This window comes from Pelatocladus sp. (genome assembly GCF_059505505.1).
Map to the genome: position 1 here is coordinate 20,171 of NZ_JCACKS010000219.1, position 22,719 is coordinate 42,889.

General features: G+C 41.5%; 20 protein-coding genes. 12 read left to right on the forward strand and 8 right to left on the reverse strand.

The window, feature by feature from the left end; translation table 11 throughout:
* The first annotated feature begins 167 nt into the window (after positions 1 to 167).
* The 5 genes from fbp to AC5JMK_RS19790 all read left to right on the forward strand — a co-directional run bounded on the left by fbp (position 168) and on the right by AC5JMK_RS19790 (position 7,205).
* Positions 168 to 1,220 (forward strand): class 1 fructose-bisphosphatase, encoded by a 1,053-nt coding sequence (gene fbp / locus AC5JMK_RS19770; protein WP_096673889.1) that lies wholly within the window; start codon positions 168 to 170, stop codon positions 1,218 to 1,220.
* Positions 1,221 to 1,323: 103 nt separating this feature from the next.
* Entirely contained in the window at positions 1,324 to 2,469 is a 1,146-nt protein-coding gene (tal, locus tag AC5JMK_RS19775; RefSeq protein WP_096673887.1) for a transaldolase, read from the forward strand.
* A gap of 171 nt (positions 2,470 to 2,640) precedes the next feature.
* Complete coding sequence (zwf, locus tag AC5JMK_RS19780; protein ID WP_096673884.1) at positions 2,641 to 4,170, forward strand: glucose-6-phosphate dehydrogenase; 1,530 nt, start codon at positions 2,641 to 2,643, stop codon at positions 4,168 to 4,170.
* An 89-nt stretch (positions 4,171 to 4,259) separates the two neighbouring features.
* Complete coding sequence (gene opcA, locus AC5JMK_RS19785) at positions 4,260 to 5,627, forward strand: glucose-6-phosphate dehydrogenase assembly protein OpcA (RefSeq protein ID WP_096673882.1); 1,368 nt, start codon at positions 4,260 to 4,262, stop codon at positions 5,625 to 5,627.
* A gap of 168 nt (positions 5,628 to 5,795) precedes the next feature.
* Complete coding sequence (locus AC5JMK_RS19790; protein ID WP_096673879.1) at positions 5,796 to 7,205, forward strand: cobyrinic acid a,c-diamide synthase CobB; 1,410 nt, start codon at positions 5,796 to 5,798, stop codon at positions 7,203 to 7,205.
* An 86-nt stretch (positions 7,206 to 7,291) separates the two neighbouring features.
* Here the strand turns inward: AC5JMK_RS19790 and AC5JMK_RS19795 are convergent, their stop codons facing one another.
* From AC5JMK_RS19795 to AC5JMK_RS19805, 3 genes are all read right to left on the reverse strand, one after another.
* Entirely contained in the window at positions 7,292 to 7,909 is a 618-nt protein-coding gene (locus tag AC5JMK_RS19795) for a cytochrome c oxidase subunit 3 (protein ID WP_096673876.1), read from the reverse strand.
* A gap of 82 nt (positions 7,910 to 7,991) precedes the next feature.
* Positions 7,992 to 9,737 carry a cytochrome c oxidase subunit I gene (gene ctaD / locus AC5JMK_RS19800; RefSeq protein ID WP_096673874.1) on the reverse strand — a complete coding sequence of 582 codons (1,746 nt, stop codon included), beginning with the start codon at positions 9,735 to 9,737 and terminating at the stop codon, positions 7,992 to 7,994.
* Between the two features lie 131 nt (positions 9,738 to 9,868).
* Entirely contained in the window at positions 9,869 to 10,954 is a 1,086-nt protein-coding gene (locus AC5JMK_RS19805; RefSeq protein ID WP_495910859.1) for a cytochrome c oxidase subunit II, read from the reverse strand.
* Between the two features lie 617 nt (positions 10,955 to 11,571).
* Between AC5JMK_RS19805 and AC5JMK_RS19810 the strand changes: the two genes are divergently transcribed.
* Positions 11,572 to 12,537: a COX15/CtaA family protein gene (locus AC5JMK_RS19810; protein WP_096673868.1), complete on the forward strand. Its 966-nt coding sequence runs from the start codon at positions 11,572 to 11,574 to the stop codon at positions 12,535 to 12,537.
* A gap of 142 nt (positions 12,538 to 12,679) precedes the next feature.
* Positions 12,680 to 13,633, forward strand: coding sequence for a heme o synthase (locus AC5JMK_RS19815; protein WP_096673866.1), 954 nt, complete (start codon positions 12,680 to 12,682; stop codon positions 13,631 to 13,633).
* 182 nt (positions 13,634 to 13,815) lie between these two features.
* Here AC5JMK_RS19815 and AC5JMK_RS19820 read toward each other — a convergent pair whose 3' ends face one another.
* The 3 genes from AC5JMK_RS19820 to AC5JMK_RS19830 all read right to left on the reverse strand — a co-directional run bounded on the left by AC5JMK_RS19820 (position 13,816) and on the right by AC5JMK_RS19830 (position 15,471).
* Positions 13,816 to 13,965 carry a hypothetical protein gene (locus AC5JMK_RS19820; RefSeq protein ID WP_495910860.1) on the reverse strand — a complete coding sequence of 50 codons (150 nt, stop codon included), beginning with the start codon at positions 13,963 to 13,965 and terminating at the stop codon, positions 13,816 to 13,818.
* A gap of 185 nt (positions 13,966 to 14,150) precedes the next feature.
* The gene (locus AC5JMK_RS19825) at positions 14,151 to 14,288 is read right to left on the reverse strand and encodes a hypothetical protein (RefSeq protein WP_495910861.1); all 138 of its coding nucleotides are present in this window, start codon (positions 14,286 to 14,288) and stop codon (positions 14,151 to 14,153) included.
* A 373-nt stretch (positions 14,289 to 14,661) separates the two neighbouring features.
* The gene (locus tag AC5JMK_RS19830; protein ID WP_495910862.1) at positions 14,662 to 15,471 is read right to left on the reverse strand and encodes a class I SAM-dependent methyltransferase; all 810 of its coding nucleotides are present in this window, start codon (positions 15,469 to 15,471) and stop codon (positions 14,662 to 14,664) included.
* Between the two features lie 195 nt (positions 15,472 to 15,666).
* On the opposite strand from AC5JMK_RS19830, the gene AC5JMK_RS19835 reads away from it, so the two are divergent.
* Both AC5JMK_RS19835 and AC5JMK_RS19840 read left to right on the forward strand, forming a co-directional pair.
* Positions 15,667 to 16,539: an MBL fold metallo-hydrolase gene (locus tag AC5JMK_RS19835; RefSeq protein ID WP_495910863.1), complete on the forward strand. Its 873-nt coding sequence runs from the start codon at positions 15,667 to 15,669 to the stop codon at positions 16,537 to 16,539.
* A 300-nt stretch (positions 16,540 to 16,839) separates the two neighbouring features.
* Entirely contained in the window at positions 16,840 to 17,013 is a 174-nt protein-coding gene (locus AC5JMK_RS19840) for a hypothetical protein (RefSeq protein ID WP_495910864.1), read from the forward strand.
* On the opposite strand, the gene AC5JMK_RS19845 is transcribed toward AC5JMK_RS19840, so the two are convergent.
* Positions 16,966 to 17,964, reverse strand: coding sequence for a zinc-dependent alcohol dehydrogenase family protein (locus AC5JMK_RS19845; RefSeq protein ID WP_495910865.1), 999 nt, complete (start codon positions 17,962 to 17,964; stop codon positions 16,966 to 16,968). The genes AC5JMK_RS19840 and AC5JMK_RS19845 overlap by 48 nt on opposite strands.
* Positions 17,965 to 18,265: 301 nt before the next feature.
* Here AC5JMK_RS19845 and AC5JMK_RS19850 point away from each other — a divergent pair, with 301 nt between their 5' ends.
* The 3 genes from AC5JMK_RS19850 to AC5JMK_RS19860 all read left to right on the forward strand — a co-directional run bounded on the left by AC5JMK_RS19850 (position 18,266) and on the right by AC5JMK_RS19860 (position 22,058).
* Positions 18,266 to 19,666, forward strand: a complete 1,401-nt coding sequence (locus AC5JMK_RS19850; RefSeq protein ID WP_096673852.1) for a hypothetical protein — start codon at positions 18,266 to 18,268, stop codon at positions 19,664 to 19,666.
* 243 nt (positions 19,667 to 19,909) lie between these two features.
* On the forward strand, positions 19,910 to 21,289 hold the full coding sequence (gene gor / locus AC5JMK_RS19855; protein ID WP_096673849.1) for a glutathione-disulfide reductase: 1,380 nt from the start codon (positions 19,910 to 19,912) through the stop codon (positions 21,287 to 21,289).
* 94 nt (positions 21,290 to 21,383) lie between these two features.
* The gene (locus AC5JMK_RS19860; RefSeq protein ID WP_495910886.1) at positions 21,384 to 22,058 is read left to right on the forward strand and encodes a YqiA/YcfP family alpha/beta fold hydrolase; all 675 of its coding nucleotides are present in this window, start codon (positions 21,384 to 21,386) and stop codon (positions 22,056 to 22,058) included.
* Between the two features lie 72 nt (positions 22,059 to 22,130).
* Here the strand turns inward: AC5JMK_RS19860 and AC5JMK_RS19865 are convergent, their stop codons facing one another.
* Positions 22,131 to 22,685 (reverse strand): hypothetical protein, encoded by a 555-nt coding sequence (locus AC5JMK_RS19865; RefSeq protein ID WP_096673846.1) that lies wholly within the window; start codon positions 22,683 to 22,685, stop codon positions 22,131 to 22,133.
* Positions 22,686 to 22,719: the final 34 nt, after the last annotated feature.

The following is a 22,719-nucleotide window of genomic DNA, read 5'->3' on the forward strand; positions in this document are numbered from 1 at the left end:
ATGAGCAGACGATCCTATTTAAGGGTGACAAAATGTTGATTTCTTTAGTTTGTCTAAAGTCACATCTCAATTGTCAAATTACCTTTCTAAGATAGAGGCAGCAACCACAAGTTGCAAGGCACGGGAGTAACCCAGTAAATAGCTAATTGCTATGGAGGACAAAGATAATGACTAAAGCGGCAGAATCTTTAGAACAGTCCATCAAAGATGCTACAGCAAACCGCAGCTTAGATCGTGATTGTACTACTTTATCCCGTCACGTCCTGCAACAACTCCAGACTTTTTCGCCACAGGCACAGGATTTGAGTGCGCTGATGAATCGTATTGGATTGGCTGGTAAACTCATTGCTCGTCATCTCAGTCGCGCTGGTTTAATGGAAGGTGTTCTCGGATTTACAGGCGAGACTAACGTCCAGGGTGAATCTGTGAAAAAAATGGATGTCTACGCCAATGACGTATTTATCGCGGTATTTAAGCAAAGCGGGTTAGTATGTCGCTTGGCTTCTGAAGAAATGGAAAATCCATACTATATCCCCGAAAACTGTCCCATTGGCCGCTACACTTTGCTCTATGACCCCATTGATGGTTCATCTAACACTGATATTAATTTGAGTTTGGGTTCCATCTTCTCAATTCGTCAACAAGAAGGGGAAGATATTGATGGTACAGCAAAAGATTTGCTAGCAACGGGACATAAACAAATTGCTGCTGGATACATCCTGTATGGTCCCAGTACGATGCTGGTCTATACTATAGGAAGGGGCGTTCATTCCTTTACCCTTGATCCTAGTTTAGGGGAATTTATCCTTACCGAAGAAAATATTCAGATTCCTACCCATGGTCCGGTGTATAGCGTGAACGAGGGGAACTTTTGGCAATGGGATGAATCAATTCGCGAATATATCCGTTACGTTCATCGTACAGAAGGTTATACTGCTCGTTACAGTGGGGCAATGGTTAGCGATGTTCACAGGGTGTTAATTCAAGGCGGTGTGTTTCTCTATCCTGGAACTGCTCAAAAACCAGAAGGTAAACTACGCTTACTTTATGAAACAGCTCCCCTTGCTTTTTTGATAGAGCAAGCAGGTGGTCGAGCTACAACTGGGCATGAGAACATTTTAGACGTGATACCAAAGAAACTGCATCAACGTACACCTCTGATTATTGGTAGTAGAGAGGATGTGGCGAAGGTAGAGTCTTTTATTCAAAACGGTCATTAGTAATTGTTGGTTGATGGTTGTTTTTTGGAAAGTAAAACCTACCAACTAACAACTAACTTTAAAAAATTTCTCTAGCAAAGAGAATAAGCAGGAGGGAAAAAATATGACGACAAATCATTTATTTGAGATTAAAAATTACGGTCAAAGTATCTGGATGGATAATTTGACCCGTGACATTATTAAGTCTGGCGAATTGAAAAATTTGGTGGAAAAGAAAGGTATTTGTGGCATTACTTCCAATCCAACTATTTTTGAAAAAGCGATCGCTGGTAATGCAATTTACGACGAAGATATCGAAGCTGGAATAAAAGCAGGATTGCCAACTTACAAAATTTATGAATCACTGGTATTTCAAGATATTCGTGATGCTTGTGATCTTCTGCGCCCAGTTTACAAATCCTCGAATGGGTTAGATGGTTATGTCAGCATAGAAGTACCACCAACAATTGCTGATGATACCGAAGCCACAATTTCTGAGGCTCGTCGCTACTTTCAAGAAATTGGCCGGGAAAACCTCATGATCAAAATTCCTGGCACTGAACCCGGTTTGCCAGCAGTTGAGCAGGTAATATCCGAAGGAATTAATGTCAATATCACGCTGCTGTTCTCCGTAGAAAGCTACATCAACACAGCTTGGGCTTATATTCGCGGCTTAGAGAAACGAGCAGCAGAAGGTAAAGATATCAGCAAAATTGCATCTGTAGCTAGTTTCTTTCTTAGCCGAATTGACAGCAATATTGACGGTAAAATTGATGACAAGCTAGCCAAAGGCGTTGACAATCTCAATGTTGAAGCCAAGCTAAAAGCAATTAAAGGAAAAGTAGCGATCGCTAACGCAAAGATTGCTTATCAGGAATATAAAAAGATTGTGCAAAGCGATCGTTGGCAAGCGTTGGCGGCTAAAGGTGCAAAAGTGCAGCGCCTACTGTGGGCCAGCACCAGCACCAAAGATCCCCAATACAGCGACGTGATGTATGTTGATGAGTTGATTGGTCAGGACACCGTTAACACCTTACCACCAGCAACCATCGAAGCTTGTGCTGACCACTGCAATGTCGCTAACCGAGTGGAAACAGACGTAGATGAGGCTTACAACCTGATCGCAAACCTCAAAGATCCAGACGTGAACATCGACATCAATACAGTGATGGATGAACTGCTTTTAGAAGGAATCGACAAATTTGTCAAGCCCTTCCAATCCTTAATGGATTCTTTAGAAAATAAAGTCAAGCAGTTGTCGCCAGTATAAGAATAAGGGACAAGGGAGACACGGGGACAAGGGAGAATTGGTTACTTATAACTTAGTCTCCCCACACTTCCCACACTTCCCACACTTCCCACACTCCCCACACTCCCCACACTCCCCCAATCCCCGATCCCCGATCCAACATCTCAAACCTAAAATTCAAAATTCATTCCTATGGTCAGTCTGCTAGAAAATCCTTTGCGGGTCGGTCTGCAACAACAAGGGATGGCCGAACCCCAGATAATAGTCATCTTTGGTGCTTCTGGAGACCTTACTTGGCGCAAACTTGTGCCATCACTATATAAATTAAGACGCGAGAGACGCATTCCACCAGAGACAACCATCGTTGGCGTAGCACGTCGGGACTGGAGCCACGAATACTTCCGCGAACAAATGCGAAAAGGTATGGAAGAGGTTCATGGCGGTGTTGGTCCAGAGGAACTCTGGCAGGACTTTTCTCAAGGATTATTTTACTGCCCTGGTAATATCGATAAGCCCGAAGATTATCATAAACTGAAGACTTTTTTGCAGGAGTTAGACGAAAAACGGGGAACACGAGGAAACCGGATGTTCTACCTTTCTGTGGCGCCCAACTTCTTTGCAGAAGCAATTAAACAACTAGGAACTGGAGGAATGCTGGACGATCCCTACAAACATCGTCTAGTTATTGAAAAACCTTTTGGTCGAGATTTGGCTTCTGCTAAAAGTCTGAACTTAGTAGTGCAGAAATATTGTAAAGAACAGCAAGTCTACCGCATTGACCATTACTTAGGTAAAGACACAGTTCAAAATTTGCTGGTATTTCGCTTTGCCAATGCTATTTTTGAACCGTTGTGGAATCGTCGCTTTGTTGACCACGTCCAGATTACCGTAGCTGAAACCGTCGGGGTAGAAGACCGGGCTGGCTACTATGAAAGCTCCGGCGCCCTGCGGGACATGTTGCAAAATCATTTGATGCAACTTTATTGCTTGACAGCAATGGAAGCTCCCAATGCTATGGATGCAGACAGTATCCGTACAGAAAAAGTTAAAGTATTACAAGCTACACGTTTAGCAGATATCAACAATTTAAATCTCTCGGCTGTGCGTGGGCAATACAGTGCTGGTTGGATGAAAGGTAAGCCTGTACCAGGGTATAGAGAAGAACCAGGAGTCAATCCTAATTCGACTACACCCACTTACGTAGCGATGAAGTTTCTCGTTGACAACTGGCGCTGGCAAGGAGTTCCCTTTTACCTACGTACTGGTAAGCGAATGCCAAAAAAAGTTAGCGAGATTTCTATCCACTTCCGCGAAGTTCCTTCTCGGATGTTTCAATCCGCAGCCCAACAGATGAACGCCAATATTTTAGCAATGCGGATTCAGCCGAATGAAGGTATTTCTCTGCGCTTTGAAGTCAAGATGCCTGGCGCAGATTTTCGCACTCGTTCCGTTGATATGGACTTTAGTTATGGTTCCTTTGGCATCACCGCAACTTCTGATGCCTACGATCGCCTGTTTTTAGATTGTATGATGGGCGATCAAACATTGTTTACACGGGGGGACGAAGTAGAAGCAGCTTGGCAGGTTGTCACACCAGCTCTTTCTGTGTGGGATGCACCCGCAGATCCAACAACCATTCCCCACTATGAAGCCGGAACCTGGGAACCCGTGGAAGCGGAATTATTGATTAACCAAGATAGTCGCCGTTGGCGCAGACTCTAGAAACTAGTCATTAGTCATTAGTCATTAGTAAAAACAAATGACCAATGACCAATGACAAATGACCAATGACAAATAACAAAATAATTCTTATGACTACCCAAGCTCCTACTATTTTTTCACTACAGGCTCCCAAGGATGTTTCGCTTACAGATATTGAAGCGGAACTCGGCCAAATTTGGCAAAGTTACGGCATGGCTGGCGAAGATGGTACACTTCCGGCGGCGACAAGAGCAACCACATTTACTTTGGTGGTTTACGAGTCAGAAGAAACTCAACATTTACTCGCCGCTTTGGGATTTTACAATGGTCCAATTGATGGTATTCCTGGTCCGCAAACCCAAGCAGCACTGAGGGAAGTACAGAAGAAGTACGGGTTAACAGAAACTGGAAAAGCTACAGAGGAAACTTTGACTCTGTTGCGGGAAGAAGTTGCCAAACGTTACAAGAGTGGGACAACAGAAAATGGGTCTGCATCTTATAGTTTAGATTCAAAAGGCCCTAGAATTGCTGACGAAATTGCTCTGCGTAACCCCTGTCGGATTATTACTCTTTTACCAGTAGTCGGAGAAGACGAAGGCGTGAAAGCACAAGTCTCTGCCTACTGTCCCATTCAAAAAGGTACATCCACCAGTCTGGTATGTTGTGAATACATCACCCTTACCGGAACCGCCGCCGCCTTAGAACGGATTGGTGGTATGATACCAGCGTTGACGATTGGCGGTTTACCTAAGTTTTTATGGTGGAAAGCCACGCCAGATGCCAATAACGGTTTATTCAAACGCTTGGCAGCAATATGCAACAACGTTATTGTAGATTCTTGCAACTTTAACAAACCAGAAACAGATTTACTCAGCCTACAATCATTGGTGGAAAATGGTGTACCTGTGGCTGATTTGAACTGGCGTCGCCTCTCTGGATGGCAAGAATTGACAGCAGAAGCTTACGATCAACCCCAACGTCGCGACGCCCTGATTGAGATTGACAAAGTAAATATTGATTATGAAAAAGGTAACTCCACACAGGCGTTACTGTTTTTAGGTTGGTTGGCAAGTCGTTTGAATTGGCGTCCGGTTTCTTATCAAAAAGAAAGCGACGATTATGACATTACCCGCGTCAGCTTTAGCACCGATAACCAACGGCAAGTAGAAGCTGAATTAGCAGGAGTCCCTGTAGCTGATGTGGGCGAAGTTCCAGGCGACTTGATTGCTTTACGTTTAACTTCTACCAATCCCCAAGCTAACTGCGGTACTGTAATCTGTACGGAAACTGGCGGTTGTATGCGGATGGAAACCCAAGGTGGCGCCCAATCTGCTGGATTATTCCAGCAGGTAACTTCACTTTCTGAACAAAAAGCCGAAGTTTTGTTGAGTCAACAGGTACAACGTTGGGGAAATGAAGCGCTGTTTGAAGAAAGCCTAGCAGTTATAGGGCAAATACTCAAATTAGGAAAAGGGTAATGGGTAATGGGTAATAGGATAGAAAATCAGGCGTTGCTGAATGCGGTATGAATCCGAATGTAGAGACACGATATATCGTGTCTCTACAAAGATTTTGGCATTACGCAAAATCATTTTCATACATGAAATCAGCAATGCCGAAAATCAGTTACCAATTACCTATTACCAATGGCTTTAATTATTGCAGGAGAACGTAGCGGGGTGGGTAAGACAACAGTCACACTCACCCTGCTGGCGTCTTTGTGTCGGCGATCGCACAAAGTACAATCTTTCAAAGTAGGGCCGGATTATATAGATCCGATGTTTCATCAGCATGTGACTGAACGTGCTTGTCGGAATTTAGACCCAATCTTAACTTCAGAAACCTACGTACAGCATTGTTTTACTTGTCACAGTCAAGGGATGGATTATGTCCTAATTGAGGGCGTGATGGGTTTGTTTGATGGAGTAACCCCTCCCCAACCTCTCCCCTTACTAAGGGATGGGGTTAATGATTATGCTAGTACTGCTCATATAGCAAGACTATTAAATTTACCTTTAGTGTTGGTGATTGATTGTAGTCGCTTGTCTGGTTCTGTTGCTGCGATCGCTCACGGTTATAGTTCTTTTGATCCCAGAATTAAAATAGCTGGATTAGTCTTAAATCGTGTGGGTAGCGATCGCCACTTGCAATTGCTTAAAGACTCTCTCACACCACTACAGTTACCAATTCTTGGTGTACTGCGTCGCCAAGACAACATTACCATTCCTGATCGTCACCTTGGTTTAGTACCCACAGTTGAACTTCCTGAACTCAATGCTTTGATTGAGAGATTTGCTGATTTGGGTGACATTTGCTTTGATTGGGAGAAGTTGTTACCGTTGCTGAGAATGGAAGGATACGGGGACAAGGGAGACAAGGGAGACAAGGGAGACAAATTGCTTGCTTGTCTTTCATCTACTGTAAAGATTGCTGTGGCACGCGATCGCGCTTTTAATTTTTACTACCAAGACAATCTTGACTTGTTACAACAACTGGGTGCAGAGTTGGTTTTTTGGAGTCCTTTAGAAGCTCCTGAGCTACCAGAAGGAGTGGAGGGTATGTACTTTGGTGGTGGGTTTCCAGAAGTATTTGCCCAACAACTTGCGGAAAATACTGATGCTAAAGCAGCAGTTCAGACAGCAATTATGGCGGGAATGCCAACAATTGCCGAGTGTGGTGGGTTGATGTATTTGTGTGAGCAAGTTATCGATTTTGCAGGTAAATCTTGGTCAATGGTGGGAGTGTTACCTACAACCGCAGTTATGAGTGGACGATTAAGTTTGGGATATCGCCGCGCAGTTACCCTGCAAGATAGTTTGTTAGTAAATGCAGGAACAACAGTTTATGGACATGAATTTCATCGTTCCTATTTAATGTCTAATTTTGAGCAGCCACTATTTCAAACTTATCGCTTTGATAATGAAGAATTTATAGGGTGTGAAGGATGGGGATCTAACTTACCACATCTCAATCTTCACGCCTCTTATATTCATATGCACTGGGGTGCTTCCCCAGAAATTCCCCAAAGGTTTTTAAGACGCTGCTTGAGTGAGTAGACTTGTTGGTTTTTGGTCGTCTTGATTAAATAAAAAACCCCCAATAGGGGGTTAATGTCATCAAATAAGGGAGTAAAAAGTAATACTCACAGTATATATAATAATCCGAATAGGATTATCCAAATTACGTCTACGAAGTGCCAATAAATTTCGGCAGCTTCAATACCAAAGTGCTTTTCACTACTGTAGTGGTCTTTTTTGAGCGATCGCCACAATACTGCCAAGATTGCTAAAACACCAATCGTCACGTGCAAACCGTGGAAACCAGTCAAAACATAAAATGCACTGGCGAACAAATTAGTTGTCAGACCAAATTCCAGGTGGAAGTATTCATACATTTGTCCCACCAAGAAAATTATCCCCATAACAGCAGTAATTGCAAACCACATTTGCATACCCCGCACATCATTCTTTTTAATAGCGGTATCGGCATTATGAATAACAAAACTGCTAGCAATTAGGTTTATGGTGTTGATACCGGGAAGCAACAGTTCTAATTCTGGAGTACCTTCTGGTGGCCAAGCAGGTAATGTCGAACGAAAAGCTAAATAGGCTCCGAACAAGCCCATAAAAATCATGCCTTCGGCAACTAGAAATACAATAAGTCCAAACAGACGATAGTCATGATGTTCTTCGTGATGAGCAGTTTCTGCTGCGTGGTGATAATTTAGGGCTGTTTTTGCTGGGTCAATAGTTTGACTCATGAATCTTTTTTAAATTATGAATTGTGAATTATGAATTATGGATGATGAATTCAGGATTCATCATTCATAATTCATCATTAAATTAGATTTCGCCTTTTTCAGCTGCGATCGATGGATAGGGTTCGTCGGGATTGGCGCGTAAAACTGAGTTTGGCCCTGCTGACAAAGCTGGATCGGAACTAGATAAAGGTACACCTTCTCTAGCTCTTTCCAAACCGTAGTCGTAGGGGCCAGTAGCCAATACAGGGGGTTTATCAAAATTCTCAAATGCTGGAGGTGAAGCAGTCATCCACTCCAGAGTTAGAGCTTTCCAAGGATTATTACCAGCCTTGGGACCATACATCCAACTCCAAATCACATTGACAATAAAAGGTAAAGTCGAAACTGCGAGTATGTAAGAACCATAGGTGCAAATTTCATTGATCAAGGCAAATTTGGGATCATACTGGGCAATACGGCGGTTCATACCCATTAATCCGAGTTTGTGCATGGGTAAGAAGGTCATATTCAGACCAATGATGGTAAAAGCAAAATGAACCTGACCCCAAAATTCGTTTAGCATTCGTCCCGTCATTTTTGGGAACCAGTGGTAGAAAGCGGCATAGATACCCAAAACACTACCACCAAACAAAACGTAATGCAGGTGGGCAACTACAAAATAAGTATCATGAACGTGGATATCAAAAGGCACTGCTGCCAACATGACTCCACTGATACCACCAATCACAAAAGTTCCCACAAAGCCGATCGCAAATAGTAAAGCAGTACGATCAACGCGGAGTTTACCACCCCACATAGTTCCTAACCAACTGAAAATTTTAATACCCGTAGGTACGGCGATGATCATCGTCGTGATCATGAAAAACATCCGCAACCAACCAGGAATACCACTGGTGAACATGTGGTGCGCCCACACAATTAAACCCAGAAAGCTAATTGCCAAAGAAGAGTAGGCGATCGCCTTATAACCAAAAATTGGTTTGCGGGAGTGAACGGGGATCACCTCAGAAATCACCCCAAAGAAGGGCAAAATCATGATGTAAACTGCTGGGTGAGAGTAAAACCAAAACATGTGCTGGTATACTACTGGATCACCACCGCCAGTCGGATTAAAAAATGTTGTACCTGCTAATAAATCAAAGGCAAGCAAAATTAAGCCTGCTGCTAGCACAGGCGTAGACAATAGTACTAAAGCTGAAGTTGCCAACATTGCCCAACAGAACAAGGGCATTTGATGGAAACCCATGCCAGGGGTACGCATTTTTAGGAGAGTGACGAGGAAATTAATTGCCCCCAAAATCGACGATGTACCCAACAGCAGGATACTCATAATCCAGATTCCCTCACCCACTTGGCCTGTTACCAAACTCAGAGGAGGGTAAGAAGTCCAACCTGCATCTGGAGCATCACCTACAGCTAAACTGGCGATCAGCATCAAACCTGCTGGAGGAATCATCCAGAAAGCTAAGGCATTAAGGCGAGGGAATGCCATATCTTTTGCCCCAATCATCAGTGGCATTATGTAGTTAGCAAAACCCGCACCCGCAGGCACAATCCACAAGAAAATCATGATTGTGGCGTGCAGCGTAAACAAGCTGTTGTAGACTTCAGGAGTTACAAAATCTACTTCTGGAGTTCGGAGTTCGGTACGTACCAAATCAGCCATCACCCCGCCAATACAGTAGAAGATGAAAGTGCTGACTAGATATTGAATACCAATGACTTTGTGGTCAGTGTTAAAGGTAAAGTATTCCCACCATTTTCTAATCCCTGGTTCGTCTGCCTCAGCAGGGATATTAGCTGTTTCTTGTATTTGTGCTTGTGTCATAAAAATCTATTGTCATTTATCATTTGTCTTTTGTCATTTGTCTTACTCTACGAGAAGCCGCTTGCGCGTCTATGTCATTTGTTCTTTGGGAAGAAGCTAATGACTAATGATTAATGACTAATGACCAATGACTATTTTTTGTGAAGTTGATGTAGCATTTCTGGCTGAATTTTCATGTCTTGAGTGTATGGGGCAAGATATTCAGCTGGGGATAGTTCGCTAGGGTTCACGGCAACTGCTTGATTCAGAGTTTCGGCACTAGCAATCTGCTGTTCTTGTATCCATTTTTCAAAGGCTTCTGGTTTTTCTACTATGACTTGTGTCCTCATCGCGCCGTGGTAAGGACCACATAATTCCGCACAAATTACAGCATAATCGCCTTCTGTCTTGGGTGTAAACCGAATTTCTGTTTGCCGACCGGGGATCACATCTTGCTTGAGACGAAATTCTGGCACCCAGAAAGCATGGATGACGTCATTAGCTGTCATATTTAGTCTCACTTCCTGGCCAATGGGAACGTGCAATTCACCAGAGGTAATACCTGTATCTGGGTAGGTGAAAATAAACGCATACTGCAAACCTGTGACATTAATCACAAGTTCCGGTGGTTTGCCTTGGTTTTCTCGACTAGCACCAATCGTGGGAGCAACACTACCGACACCGGGAGCATCCTGTTTTTGGGGAATTTGGTCAGCATTACGAACTGCTGCGGTGGCTGGATCTTGCATTGCCTCATCAGATTTCTGTTGATTGAGGTTGGGTTGATCACTTCCTTGTGTATCGGTCAATGTTGCTGCGATCGCTGCCCCTGGCATTTTCATTGCTTGAGGGGTCATCGGTGCGTCGTGAATGGCATGGGGATCAAAGCCACCCATCTCATTGTAGACATCAAAACTGTAAACAGAGATACCAATGACAATAATCGCGGGGATCGCTGTCCAGAGAATCTCTAGTGGTACATTGCCATGCACTGGCTGACCATCTGTATCATCACCTGCACGTCGGCGATATTTAAAAGCAGTGTATATTAAAACACCTTCTACAATTAAAAATATACCTGTAGATACGATCATCATTGCATTGAACAGGCCATCCACTAAAACAGCTTCATCGGAAGCCTGGGTAGGTAACAGACCATGATTTTGACCATACCAGAGGCTGACTACTGTCAGCACGATGCCAATAAGTAATGTCCAGATTGAACTTGGAATTTTCACGGTTGATAAAGTTAATGACTTTACTACTTAGACGGAACTGCTCACTTACTACGGTAGTCCAGCCTACAGGAGATAGAGTCCTAGAAAGTAAAATCATTATTAATTTTTAAGCTGATTTTTCAATCCTCAACAGAATGTATTGCTTGGATATGTCGGAGGTTAGATGCAAATTAAGAGAAAACTTTTCTTAAGCTAGAAGTATCTCTAGCAGTCTATTGTCTACAACTTGAAAAATACCTAAAGCTTAGGCGCAAAGTAACCAAGGTGCTTCAAAGTATTAAGTGAGAGCCGAACTTTCACCCGAATTTTCATAAGCTAGGGTGGAGATGTGGATTTTGAATTTTGCGAAAAGTTTGAGCGCAGGTTTCCTCCGTACTCTAACGAGAAGCCGCGCAAAGCGCGTCTACGCGAAGCGTCCCGGAGGGAACTTCAAAGCTTTTCAAGATGGATTTTGGACTTTGGGAACGACGTTTCAACCAAGTCACAACTCCTCTATCGATCATCCAAAATCCCCAAGCCCCTAAATGGATGGCATGGACAATCTCTATAAAGTCCAAATCGACTGGTAAACGTTTGAAATTTTGTGGCTCACGAAGAGCAACTCAAAGGTATCTTTCATGAGCGAATTTGTTCTGGAACAACAAAATGTAGAGGCAGTAGGACAACAGCAAAATCCCAAGGATAGAATTCGACGCTGGGTGTGGAGAATGTGTGTAGCCACTTTGATTTTGATGGCGATCGGCAGTGCCACCCGCGTCATGAATGCAGGATTAGCTTGTCCAGACTGGCCTTTGTGCTACGGTAAACTAGTACCAACCAAGCAAATGAATTTCCAGGTGTTTCTGGAATGGTTTCATAGATTGGACGCGTCATTAATTGGGATCAGCGCGATCGCACTCGTGGGTGTATCTTGGTGGAATCGTCGCTCTTTACCCAAGTGGCTTCCTTGGGCATCCACATTTGCCTTATTTTTAATTATCTTCCAAGGTGTGTTAGGTGGACTCACTGTTACTGAACTGTTACGGTTTGATATAGTGACTGCTCACTTGGGAACAGCTTTAGTATTTTTCTGTACTCTATTGGTGATTGGTACTGCACTCACTCCCTACCAAGCTACCGGAAGTGTTGGTAAATTACCTTGGGTAGGTTTAATTGCCACTATTTTGGTTTACGTACAGAGTCTTCTCGGCGCTTTAGTCGGTTCTCGCTGGGCGCTACACCAATGTTTCGGAGGCTACGAACTTTGTAATGTGATGTATAGTCACATCTTTGGCTTGATCCCACCGACAGTGGCAATATTGGCACTGGTATTTATGGCTTGGCGTACACCAGCACTCCACCCAGCTCTACGCAAACTGGCAAATATGGCTGGTGGATTATTGGTTTTACAATTGATCGTAGGATTTGCTACTTTCCGGTTACATCTCCAAGTCGAACAATTAACAGTCTCTCACCAAGCTATAGGGGCAAGTTTGCTGGGTATTTTGGTAGTTTTCACTGTTCTGTCATTACGCGATTGGGCAGCCAACCGCGGTATTAACGCTGACATGAATACTGAGACTGCCAATCCACTTCTAAGTTAATCAGTTAACAGTTAACAGTTAACAGAAAGGAACACTGATAACAGTGAACTGTTATGAAAAAGAGCTACTAGTAACTGATAACTGATAACTGACTGATAGCAACAGCATACAAATTATTGAATATTAAGGAATTAGTGCCAAAATGATTGAGACTAATGTCTCGAAGCAGCATGAATCATTTTTACAGATTCTGCAAAGCTATTACCAACTAACTAAACCCAGAATTATCCCATTGCTCTTAATTACCACAGCTGGCAGTATGTGGATCGCAGCAAAGGGGCAGGTAGACCCGGTGCTGTTGCTAGTAACTCTGTTTGGTGGCACTTTAGCTGCTGCTAGCGCCCAAACAATTAACTGTATTTATGACCGGGATATAGATTATGAGATGGAGCGTACCCGTCATCGTCCCATCCCTTCTGGTAGGATACAGTCACGTGATGCTTTAATTTTTGCGATCGCTCTAGCTGTTATTTCCTTTAGCCTATTGTCAGTATTTGCCAACTTGCTAGCCGCCTCCCTAGCAATGGCTGGTATAGTTTTTTATGTTTTAGTTTATACTCATTGGCTAAAGCGTCACAGCACCCTCAATATTGTCATTGGTGGAGCCGCAGGAGCGATTCCGACCCTAGTAGGTTGGGCGGCTGTTACTGGTAGTTTAAGCTGGACAGCGTGGTTATTATTTGCAATTGTCTTTTTATGGACACCGCCTCATTTCTGGGCTTTAGCCTTGATGATTAGCGAGGATTACGCAAAAGTTGGTGTACCAATGCTACCAGTAGTTGCCGGTAATCCAGCGACTGTGCGCCAGATTTGGTGGTATACCTTAATCACAGTCGCAGCCACACTGATGCTAATTTATCCTTTGCAGCAAACAGGATTTGTTTATGGTGCGATCGCCCTATATTTAGGCGGAGTATTCATTTACAAAGCTTGGCAATTGCTCCATAATCCAAGCGATCGTAATTTAGCCAGAGGATTATTTATCTATTCCATTTCTTACATGATGCTGTTATGTCTGGGTATGGTAATTGATAGTCTTCCTCTTACCCATCATGCAATTAGTTTTGTAGTGAGTCAGTTGCATTTGGTGAACTGAAAGGTAGATCACTGGAATTAGACCGGGTTTTTCTCAAACCCGGTTTTTATTTTTATTTAAATTATTGGCTTTGCTGATTTTATGTATGAAAATGATTTTTAGATGATTTCAAAATCCTTGTACCAGACCCGATATATCGCGTCTGGTACATCTAATTCATACCGCGATTCAGCAACGCCAAATTATTTAATTGCAGAAAGAGCGTGTCCACAGACACCAGCAGCTATACCAGCCGAAGCCACCAAAGAAGGCTGATTCTTAACGACACCAACAATAGCTGCTAAGAAAAGAGCAAAAAAAGCACTCAACGCCATTTGACGTAAAATACCCATCTTGAATCCTCTAGCTAGATTTAATAGGGCTGACACTAATATAATTATCTATTAATTTTGTTTATAGAAATAAAAATAAATTATACAAATTATTCAATTTTAAAAATTATTCTCGTTACCAGGTTTAACCTGGTAACGAGGGTTTAAAGGCTTCGCATCCTGATACTACAAACTAGTGCAAGTTGTCAGTCTCTGTATTTGTAACATTCGTAGCATTTGTATTTATATTTGTCTTTGTCTCTGTCTTTGCCTTTGTCGTCTCTACCACCAATAATTTGACTAGATTCAACAGATTCGATGTGATTCAGATCAGAAATAATCATGACTTTCTCCTGGGAATTAATTAATGGTAATTGCTATGATTTTAAGGATGTTTGAAAAGCGTTGGACTGCGATTTATTAGTACCGATTGTAATTAACTTTCACTTCTCAGACATCCTCTTAGCCTCACTTACAAAATCAGGTGAGCGATAACCTTAGTACCCTAATTTAGGTATTGCTGACTGGACATTCATATGTCCAAAGGTAGAACCTACATCTATCAAAAGTTGAACTCAATCTCTGGCTATAAATTAGCTATCCAAAAGCTTGTAATTTTAACTTTAAAAATAAATTTATTAAGTGTTTTTCTGGAATCAATTAGGATGTTAAAACGCGTATTTGTTGGCATAATATTTATCGTGTTAACCCAATTAATTATTTACAACCAGTTGCAAAAATAGTCATATTTTCATACCAAACACCTTGGTCAGTTGCCATTGCTTCTATTTTTTGACGATACTCTGCTTGCAATTCTTGCATTTGCTCCACATAAATCTGTAATAAGGGATTTTCTCTAGGATGAAACCATCCTCCATTCCATTCTTGAGCTTTCTCAACACTACGGTAAAAACCAAATTGTTCGCTTTTGACTTGAATATCTTTAAAACCAGCTTCTCGGAGCAAATTTTGGCACTTATGGTGAGTTCCTGTTGGCTCGTTAATATTTGTCAGTGAAATACCATATTTGGCACAAATTTCAATAATGAGTGATGCTTCACATGACTCCTGAGAGCAAGCAGAAAAACCAACAATGCCACCTTGTTTTAGAAAACGATACCATTTTTGTAAAGCAGCAGGAATATCTGTAAAGTAAACTATTGCTGTAGAACAAATAATTACATCAAAACTTTCATCATGAAAGTCTATATACTCTGCATCTGCTTCTATTAATTCAATATTTTGCAAGCCTAATTCCTCTATTTTGCGTTTGGCTTGCTCAAGCATTCCTGACGAAAAATCTACTCCAATTACTTTTCCTTCTGAGCCAACAATTTGAGCAGTAGGGATAGCAATGATACCTGTACCAGTTGCTATATCTAGTATTTGTTGTCCCTTTTTTAATTTAACTAACTCTAATAAAGGCAAAGTGCGACGAATAGTGTAGTGATTGTCGTAACTAGTTCTGCTGTTGAAAAAATCAATTACTTCTTGTTTGTACTGTTGTTCGTATTGGTTGCTGCACATAAAATTGTCAGGAAAAATATAGACTAAGTTTAAACTAGAAAAATATAAAAAATAAATGATATTTAGAAGAAAATTTCGTAAATCGCCCAAGTTTCTTGAAACAGCTTGATTTGTCCGATTGCTTCACTTGTGAGTGCTGCTAATAGCATTTGCTAGTGTAGTAAAGTAATACATGCTTAAAATAACTGGCTTAATATGGCTAATTTAAATCTGCGTCGCCCCCAAAATATTAGTGGTGACTTTTATGTCGATACCACTTGTATCGACTGTGATACCTGTCGTTGGATGGCTCCAGAAGTATTTACTGAAGCTGAGGGAATGTCAGCAGTATATCAGCAACCAGCGAACTATAAAGAAAGATTAAAAGCATTGCAAGCACTTTTATCTTGTCCTACGAGTTCAATTGGAACTGTTGAAAAGCCTCAAGATATCAAAATTGTTCAGTTCAGTTTTCCGATTCCTGTAGAAGAAAATGTCTATGATTGTGGCTACCATTCGGAAAAATCCTATGGTGGAACCGGCTACTTTATTCAACTATCAGAAGGTAATGTTTTAGTAGATTCTCCTCGCTTTACACCACCTCTAGTCAAGCGTTTAGAAGAAATGGGAGGAATACGTTATATGTACCTAACTCACATAGATGATGTGGCAGATCATCAAAAATATGCACAACATTTTGGGTGTCAACGTATTCTACATAAAGATGATATTAATGGGGGTACTCGTGATGTTGAAATTCAATTGACTGGTTCAGAACCTTTTGAGTTAGCTTCTGATTTATTGATTATCCCAGTTCCTGGACATAGCAAAGGACACACTGTCTTGCTATACAAAAATAAGTTTCTCTTTACTGGCGATCATCTGGCTTGGAATGATGATATTGACCAGTTAATTACTTTCCGTGATTATTGTTTTTATTCTTGGTCAGAATTAATTAAATCAATGCGGAAGTTGGCTAATTATACTTTTGAGTGGGTGCTTCCAGGTCACGGACGGAGATATCATGCAGATGCAGAAACTATGAAAAAACAAATACACAAATGCGTTGCGTGGATGGAAAACCAATAACGCAATTAGTATTGATGAAAATAGTTTGGAAAAGTTTACAAAATAGCCAAGAAACCGGGTTTTAATCATATGATTAAAACCCGTTTTTTATATAAACATCCTCACTTCATCACTACATACTTCCATACACAGTAATCTATTTCCGGAATTTCACGAAGAAACTTAGTAGCATATTGTGTAGTTGCTTGCCGAAGTAATATATAGAACCATTAATCACGGGAGCGATCGCACTATTCTTAATCAAGAAACTACATTGATTGAGATCTAGGAAAAAGTTTTGATGGAGCTTTTGGAAATATCATGCAAAAGCTGAAAGTCCAATCGCCTAATACCGCAGACGCTTTAGAAACAGAACAGCAGTTTTTAGCATATTTTCGCAATCAGTTAGGTTTAGAAAAATCTCATCATGTTTTAGGCATGGAAGTATCAAAACACCAAAACAATCTTACCCGTGGTCGAACCAGATTCAATTAACTGGTGTGCTTTTGCTGCTTCAGCTAAGGGTAACTCATGACTTACATGAATTTTCAACTTACCTGCATCAATATATTTAGCACACTCTGCTAATATTTCTGCTTGGTGCTGCTGTGCTTCCACCATCCCTTCCACCATTGGTATAAGCATTAATTCTAAACCAATGCGAAGATTACGGTTTCTCGCAGTTCTCCAAACAGTATTAGTATTTGGTTCTAAAATTGTCACAATATCGCCATACATCCGTACAGCTGGGAAGGTTTTATGAAAAGTTTCTCCACCCACAGTATCAAAAGCCAAGTCTACACCTTCGCCACCAGTCCAATCTAAAACTGCTTGGACAAAATCTGTTTGTTTATAGAAAATCGGATAATCTGCACCGAGTTGTTTGACAAAATTTGCTTTTTCTGGAGAACTTACTGTTGTGCAGACATCTGCGCCTTTAAGTTTAGCTAGCTGAATTGCCACATGTCCAACACCACCAGCACCAGCATGAATTAAGACGCGATCGCCTGGTTCTAATCTTCCACGTTCATATAAAGCTTCCCAAGCCGTAATTAATACTAAAGGTGCTGCTGCGGCTGCTGCAAACGAGACAGATTTGGGTTTGTGGGCTGCAAAGCGCTCATCTATTGTAGTATATTCAGCATAATTACCTTGGTGTTCCCCCAACCCACCATTACAAAAATATACTTCATCACCAACGTTAAAATTCTTGACACCAGCACCAACAACTTCAACTACACCTGCACCATCACAACCTAAAATAGCAGGCATTTGATCGGGGTAGAAAGTGCCACGTTTGCGAAGTTTGGTATCAATCGGGTTAACACCAGCTGCTCTTAAGTGTATCAAAAGTTCAGTTTCACCAACAGGAACACCAGGATTTGTCACATCTTGTAGTTGCAGAACTTCAGGGTTTCCGGGTGCTGTCATTAATACTGCTTTCATGACTTATTCCTCCGCGTGCTTGCATTTGTCAATGTAGCGCAAACAGGTAGAGCGATCGCATAGATAAGTTAAAAACAGATCCAGAAAAACAGGGAAAACCTTTTGTTGACAAACTCAAGGGATATCGTAGTGTTAGGGCTGTAGGTCAACGTTACAGAATCATACACTCATGCAGAAATTGTTAGAGGACTTAGAGAAGTAAGATTTCAAACATCTATCTATAGAAATAGATTTATCAAAAGTAAGAAACTTCACAGAGATGTTATCAGTCTGATGATTCACATTCTCCGAAAATTTTCTTATGCCAGAACAAGCTCAAGGTATTCCAGGAATACCTGATCTTACGCATCCTACCGAACTAGTTCAGTTTGGAACTCATATCCTCAAAGGTTCGCTGTTATTAGTACTTATAGTTATTGCTTTGGGAATTGCGATCGCTCTGCTCAACTTCTCCCTGCGTCGTAATCAAGCAGAACAGGCAAATTTTATTGATGAATGGGCAATTCGCTATTCGCAAATTTTATCAGGATTACCACACTTAACTCTAATTTTAATTTTATTAATTGGAGGATTTTTTCTTTGCTCAACTTTAAGTAACAGATATCACCATTGGGAACAAGCAAAAGTAGCACAAGTAGCAGAAAGTGTTGCTGGCGACAGACTAGAACAAATCGCACCGCAAATACGTTATGTAGTGCAAGTACCCTACAATTACACCACCCAAGTTAATGGCAAAATTGTCAAAGTCAATGAGACGCGAGAAGAAACTCGCTACCTGACGCTAGCTGGTTCACAAATTCAGGTCAAAATTGATCAAACTCCTGATGTGCAAAATCGTCGTGCCACATATCGCGTAGACTATACTGCTGACTATAAAGTAGTTAATCAACTCAAAGATATTGATAGTTTTTTCTTTGAAACACCACCGCCTAACGGCTATTCACTGCTTTCCAACTATAAAGTAGAGCGTGATAGTAATAGACTGCAACAAACCAATCCAGGTGACTACGGCTTTCCCTTCCGTCTTCAACCAGGGGAAGAAACCAGCTTTCGAGTTACCTATAAAACTCAAGGGGGATCACGCTGGGTTTATAATGCTAATGGGCAGTTACTCCAAAATTTTCGCTTGGTAGCCACTGCTAACTTTCCGGGGGCTGATTTTGCGAGTGGTATTGTACCAACAGAAATTGCAGGAGAAGGACAAAGCACCCGCTTTACTTGGGTATTTGACGATAATGTTTCTGTGAGAAACCCATTTGGAGTATTTACAAATACTAACCCTGTTCGTAATACAGGTGTGCTTCCCCGCCTATTATTGCTAGCGCCAGCAATATTCTTATGGTGGATATTGTTGCTATATTTATCTATTCCTATAAATTTAAAAAATATCGCTGTTGCTGGTGGTATATTCTTTGCCTGTCTGTTGGCTTTAACTTACACTAGTCGTGTCATGAGTCCCCAGTTTGCTTGGACTTTGATTTCTCTAGTTTTACTAATATTAACTTGGGGACTGGGTACAAATGTTCGGGCTTCATTAGCTGCGGTAATTTGTACTATTGCTGGCGCTGTACTACCAATATTTGGATTGTTAGTATCATACAGTGGACTAACGCTGAGTTTAGCTGGTTTTCTTTCCGCAGTTTGGCTAGCGGTTTGTCACTGGTTTTGTTGGTACAGGCTACAACCACAAGATTATCGATAGACAATTGATTTATATATTTACCTCATCCTGCCTATAAAGTACTCCTGTGAGAGTCATTAGTCCTTGGTCAGCTTTTATGATTTGAATGAGCAAGCTAGGATCGAGATAATAGTTGAGGGTAATTTGGAACGTGTATTGTCAAGCGTTCTTATCTCAAATACCACTTTACCTTGGTGAAATTTCTCGATTTTTCGTTGGTAAATTGGTATCAAATTTTCTTTTTTGCAAAAGACATCTAAATTTATGACCTACGATTACGACCTGTTTGTCATTGGTGCTGGTTCTGGAGGATTAGCAGCTTCTAAGCGTACTGCTAGCTACGGTGCAAAAGTGGCGATCGCCGAAGAAAGTTTAGTCGGTGGTACTTGTGTGATTCGTGGCTGCATTCCCAAAAAATTAATGGTCTATAGTTCCCATTTTCCAGCATTATTCCATGATGCAGCAGGCTATGGCTGGAAGGTAGGCAAAGCAGAATTAGACTGGGAATATTTTATTACAGCAATTGATAAGGAAGTCAAACGACTTTCCCAACTACATATTGGTTTTTTGGAAAAAGCTGGGGTAGAACTTATTCCCAGTCGTGCTACTCTTTTAGATCAGCACACTATCGAAGTGAATGGGCGTAAAGTCACCGCCGATAAAATTTTAATTGCTGTTGGTGGTCGTCCCGTCAAACCTGATTTACCGGGGATGGAATATGGTATCACCTCCAACGAAATGTTTCATCTCCAAGAAAAACCTAAGCACATAGTGATTATTGGTGCTGGTTATATTGGCACAGAGTTTGCTTGTATTATGCGTGGTTTGGGATGCGAAGTCACCCAAATTGTCCGTAAAGACCTTATTCTCAATGGTTTTGATGAAGACATTCGTAGCAATATTCAAGAGGGGATGACCAACCACGGTATTAAAATTATCCAGAATCATATAGCGGAAGCAGTGGAAAAAGTTCCAGAAGGTTACAAAATCAATTTGTCTGGAAATCAGGAAGAATCTGTAATTGCTGATGTGTTTTTGGTAGCAACTGGCCGTACCCCCAATGTGGAAGAGCTAGGTCTGGAACAAGCTGGAGTAGAAACGTGTTGTACTTCCATCGAAGGTCCCGGATATAACACAATGGATGCGATCACTGTGAACGAATACAGTCAAACTTCACAAGAAAATATTTTTGCCGTCGGTGATGTTACTGATCGTATGAATTTAACCCCTGTCGCCATTGGTGAAGGGCGGGCGTTTGCAGATAGTGAATTTAGTGGTAATCGTCGTGTATTTAGTCACGAAAATGTCCCGACTGCTGTCTTTTCTACACCGGAAGCAGCAACAGTTGGTCTCACAGAAGCTCAAGCCTGGGAAAAGCTGGGAGACGATGGAGTTAAAATATACCGTACTCGTTTCCGTCCTTTATTTCACAGTTTAACAGGCGCTCAAGAAAGAACCATGATGAAATTGGTAGTAGATGCCAAAACTGACAAAGTGTTAGGCGCTCACATGGTAGGAGAAAATGCAGGTGAGATAATTCAAGGTGTGGCGATCGCTGTTAACATGGGCGCAACCAAAAAAGATTTTGACGCCACCGTTGGTATTCATCCTACAGCAGCTGAAGAATTTGTCACTATGCGCTAATTGTTAGCTTGTTGAGCATTGGACATTGGGAGAAATTTCTTCCTTGTCTACCTTTTCTCCCTTGTCCTTAATCCCCAACCCCCACAAAAGCTTGATAGTGAATCAGTTTATCTATCTTCATGGTTTTGCTTCTAATCCCAATTCTGCCAAAGCTCGCTACATACGCGATCGCTTTGCCGAATCCAAAATCAAGTTGAATATTCCTGATTTGAATTTTGGTGATTTTTCTCACTTGACAATTACTCGCCAAATTCATCAAGTAGGGTCAATAATATTAGCAGATGGAAAACAAAACATAGAACCATCTGCGTCTCAAGCTGCACCAGTAATTCTCATTGGTTCTAGTCTAGGTGGTTTAACAGCTGCCTACACAGCACAACAATACCCCCAGGTGCAGCGACTCGTTTTACTAGCACCCGCCTTTGGCTTTTTATCTCACTGGTTAGCGCAGTTAGGAGATGCACAAGTCCAGCTTTGGCAACAAGAAAAGTATTTAATGGTTTATCACTATGGCGAAGAGCGATCGCAACCTTTAAGTTATGATTTCATCACAGATGCGACTCAATATCAAGAAGAAGTATTACAGCGCCCTATTCCTACTCTCATCCTGCATGGAAAAAATGATGAGGTTATCCCAATTCAAGCCAGTCGCGACTTTGCCAAATCACGTCCTTGGGTAGAGTTAGTGGAATTAGACAGTGATCACGCCTTAGCTAATGTCATAGCAGAAATTTGGCAGGCAATCCGGCTATTTTGCAACTTACCGTAGAAATTTCTTAGGAAAATACCCACATGCTGAATCGATTATAAACTGCTTTCCAGACCTCAAATCTGAACGAGCTCAATAAATCAGTCTAGTATCTACATCATTGCCTAAGCGGCGTACTATGGAAACCGTTTGTGGTAAAACACCCACTAATAATGCAAATGCTTCATCTGGCAAATTTTCCACCATCTCAAGTGGAAAATACTGTTCAAATTGATCAAGAATCTTTTGAACTCGCTGACTAGGAACAGGGTTTTCTGTAATCTGTTTGATGAGCCGAATCCACTGTCGCCTTATTAAATAAGCCTTCTGTCGCTCTTCATTTGTTTCAGGAGTTAATAAAGATAAATTTCCTATAGGTAATACTTTTTGACAATCATAATCATAATCGCCACCAACAGCTGCTCCTGGACCGGCAAACTCTGTATGGTAGCGTTTAAACAGTATCAAACCATTTCGTCTTCGACTGTTAACAATGAAAACTTTTCTACTCAACAATTGTGTAAGGATATCCGAGCTACAGGATTGCTCAGTTCCGTCTCGCATGACAATATAGTCAAGAAAACTTGTGTCCGGGTAATAAGTGGATACCATAGCAGTCTGATAGCGTTGCTTTTTTGCGCTATCCATCTTCTTTCAAAATGAGGATGAATTGGGGACTAGT

Coding starts and splice junctions, on each gene's coding strand:
- AC5JMK_RS19795 (WP_096673876.1), bottom strand. CDS start 7,909: ATGAGTCAAACTATTGACCCAGCAAAAACAGCCCTAAATTATCACCAC.
- AC5JMK_RS19825 (WP_495910861.1), bottom strand. CDS start 14,288: ATGATTATTTCTGATCTGAATCACATCGAATCTGTTGAATCTAGTCAA.
- opcA (WP_096673882.1), top strand. CDS start 4,260: ATGACTACCCAAGCTCCTACTATTTTTTCACTACAGGCTCCCAAGGAT.
- fbp (WP_096673889.1), top strand. CDS start 168: ATGACTAAAGCGGCAGAATCTTTAGAACAGTCCATCAAAGATGCTACA.
- gor (WP_096673849.1), top strand. CDS start 19,910: ATGACCTACGATTACGACCTGTTTGTCATTGGTGCTGGTTCTGGAGGA.
- AC5JMK_RS19810 (WP_096673868.1), top strand. CDS start 11,572: ATGAGCGAATTTGTTCTGGAACAACAAAATGTAGAGGCAGTAGGACAA.
- AC5JMK_RS19790 (WP_096673879.1), top strand. CDS start 5,796: ATGGCTTTAATTATTGCAGGAGAACGTAGCGGGGTGGGTAAGACAACA.
- AC5JMK_RS19820 (WP_495910860.1), bottom strand. CDS start 13,965: ATGGGTATTTTACGTCAAATGGCGTTGAGTGCTTTTTTTGCTCTTTTC.
- AC5JMK_RS19850 (WP_096673852.1), top strand. CDS start 18,266: ATGCCAGAACAAGCTCAAGGTATTCCAGGAATACCTGATCTTACGCAT.
- AC5JMK_RS19815 (WP_096673866.1), top strand. CDS start 12,680: ATGATTGAGACTAATGTCTCGAAGCAGCATGAATCATTTTTACAGATT.
- AC5JMK_RS19865 (WP_096673846.1), bottom strand. CDS start 22,685: ATGGATAGCGCAAAAAAGCAACGCTATCAGACTGCTATGGTATCCACT.
- AC5JMK_RS19830 (WP_495910862.1), bottom strand. CDS start 15,471: ATGTGCAGCAACCAATACGAACAACAGTACAAACAAGAAGTAATTGAT.
- AC5JMK_RS19845 (WP_495910865.1), bottom strand. CDS start 17,964: ATGAAAGCAGTATTAATGACAGCACCCGGAAACCCTGAAGTTCTGCAA.
- AC5JMK_RS19840 (WP_495910864.1), top strand. CDS start 16,840: ATGCAAAAGCTGAAAGTCCAATCGCCTAATACCGCAGACGCTTTAGAA.
- zwf (WP_096673884.1), top strand. CDS start 2,641: ATGGTCAGTCTGCTAGAAAATCCTTTGCGGGTCGGTCTGCAACAACAA.
- tal (WP_096673887.1), top strand. CDS start 1,324: ATGACGACAAATCATTTATTTGAGATTAAAAATTACGGTCAAAGTATC.
- ctaD (WP_096673874.1), bottom strand. CDS start 9,737: ATGACACAAGCACAAATACAAGAAACAGCTAATATCCCTGCTGAGGCA.
- AC5JMK_RS19835 (WP_495910863.1), top strand. CDS start 15,667: ATGGCTAATTTAAATCTGCGTCGCCCCCAAAATATTAGTGGTGACTTT.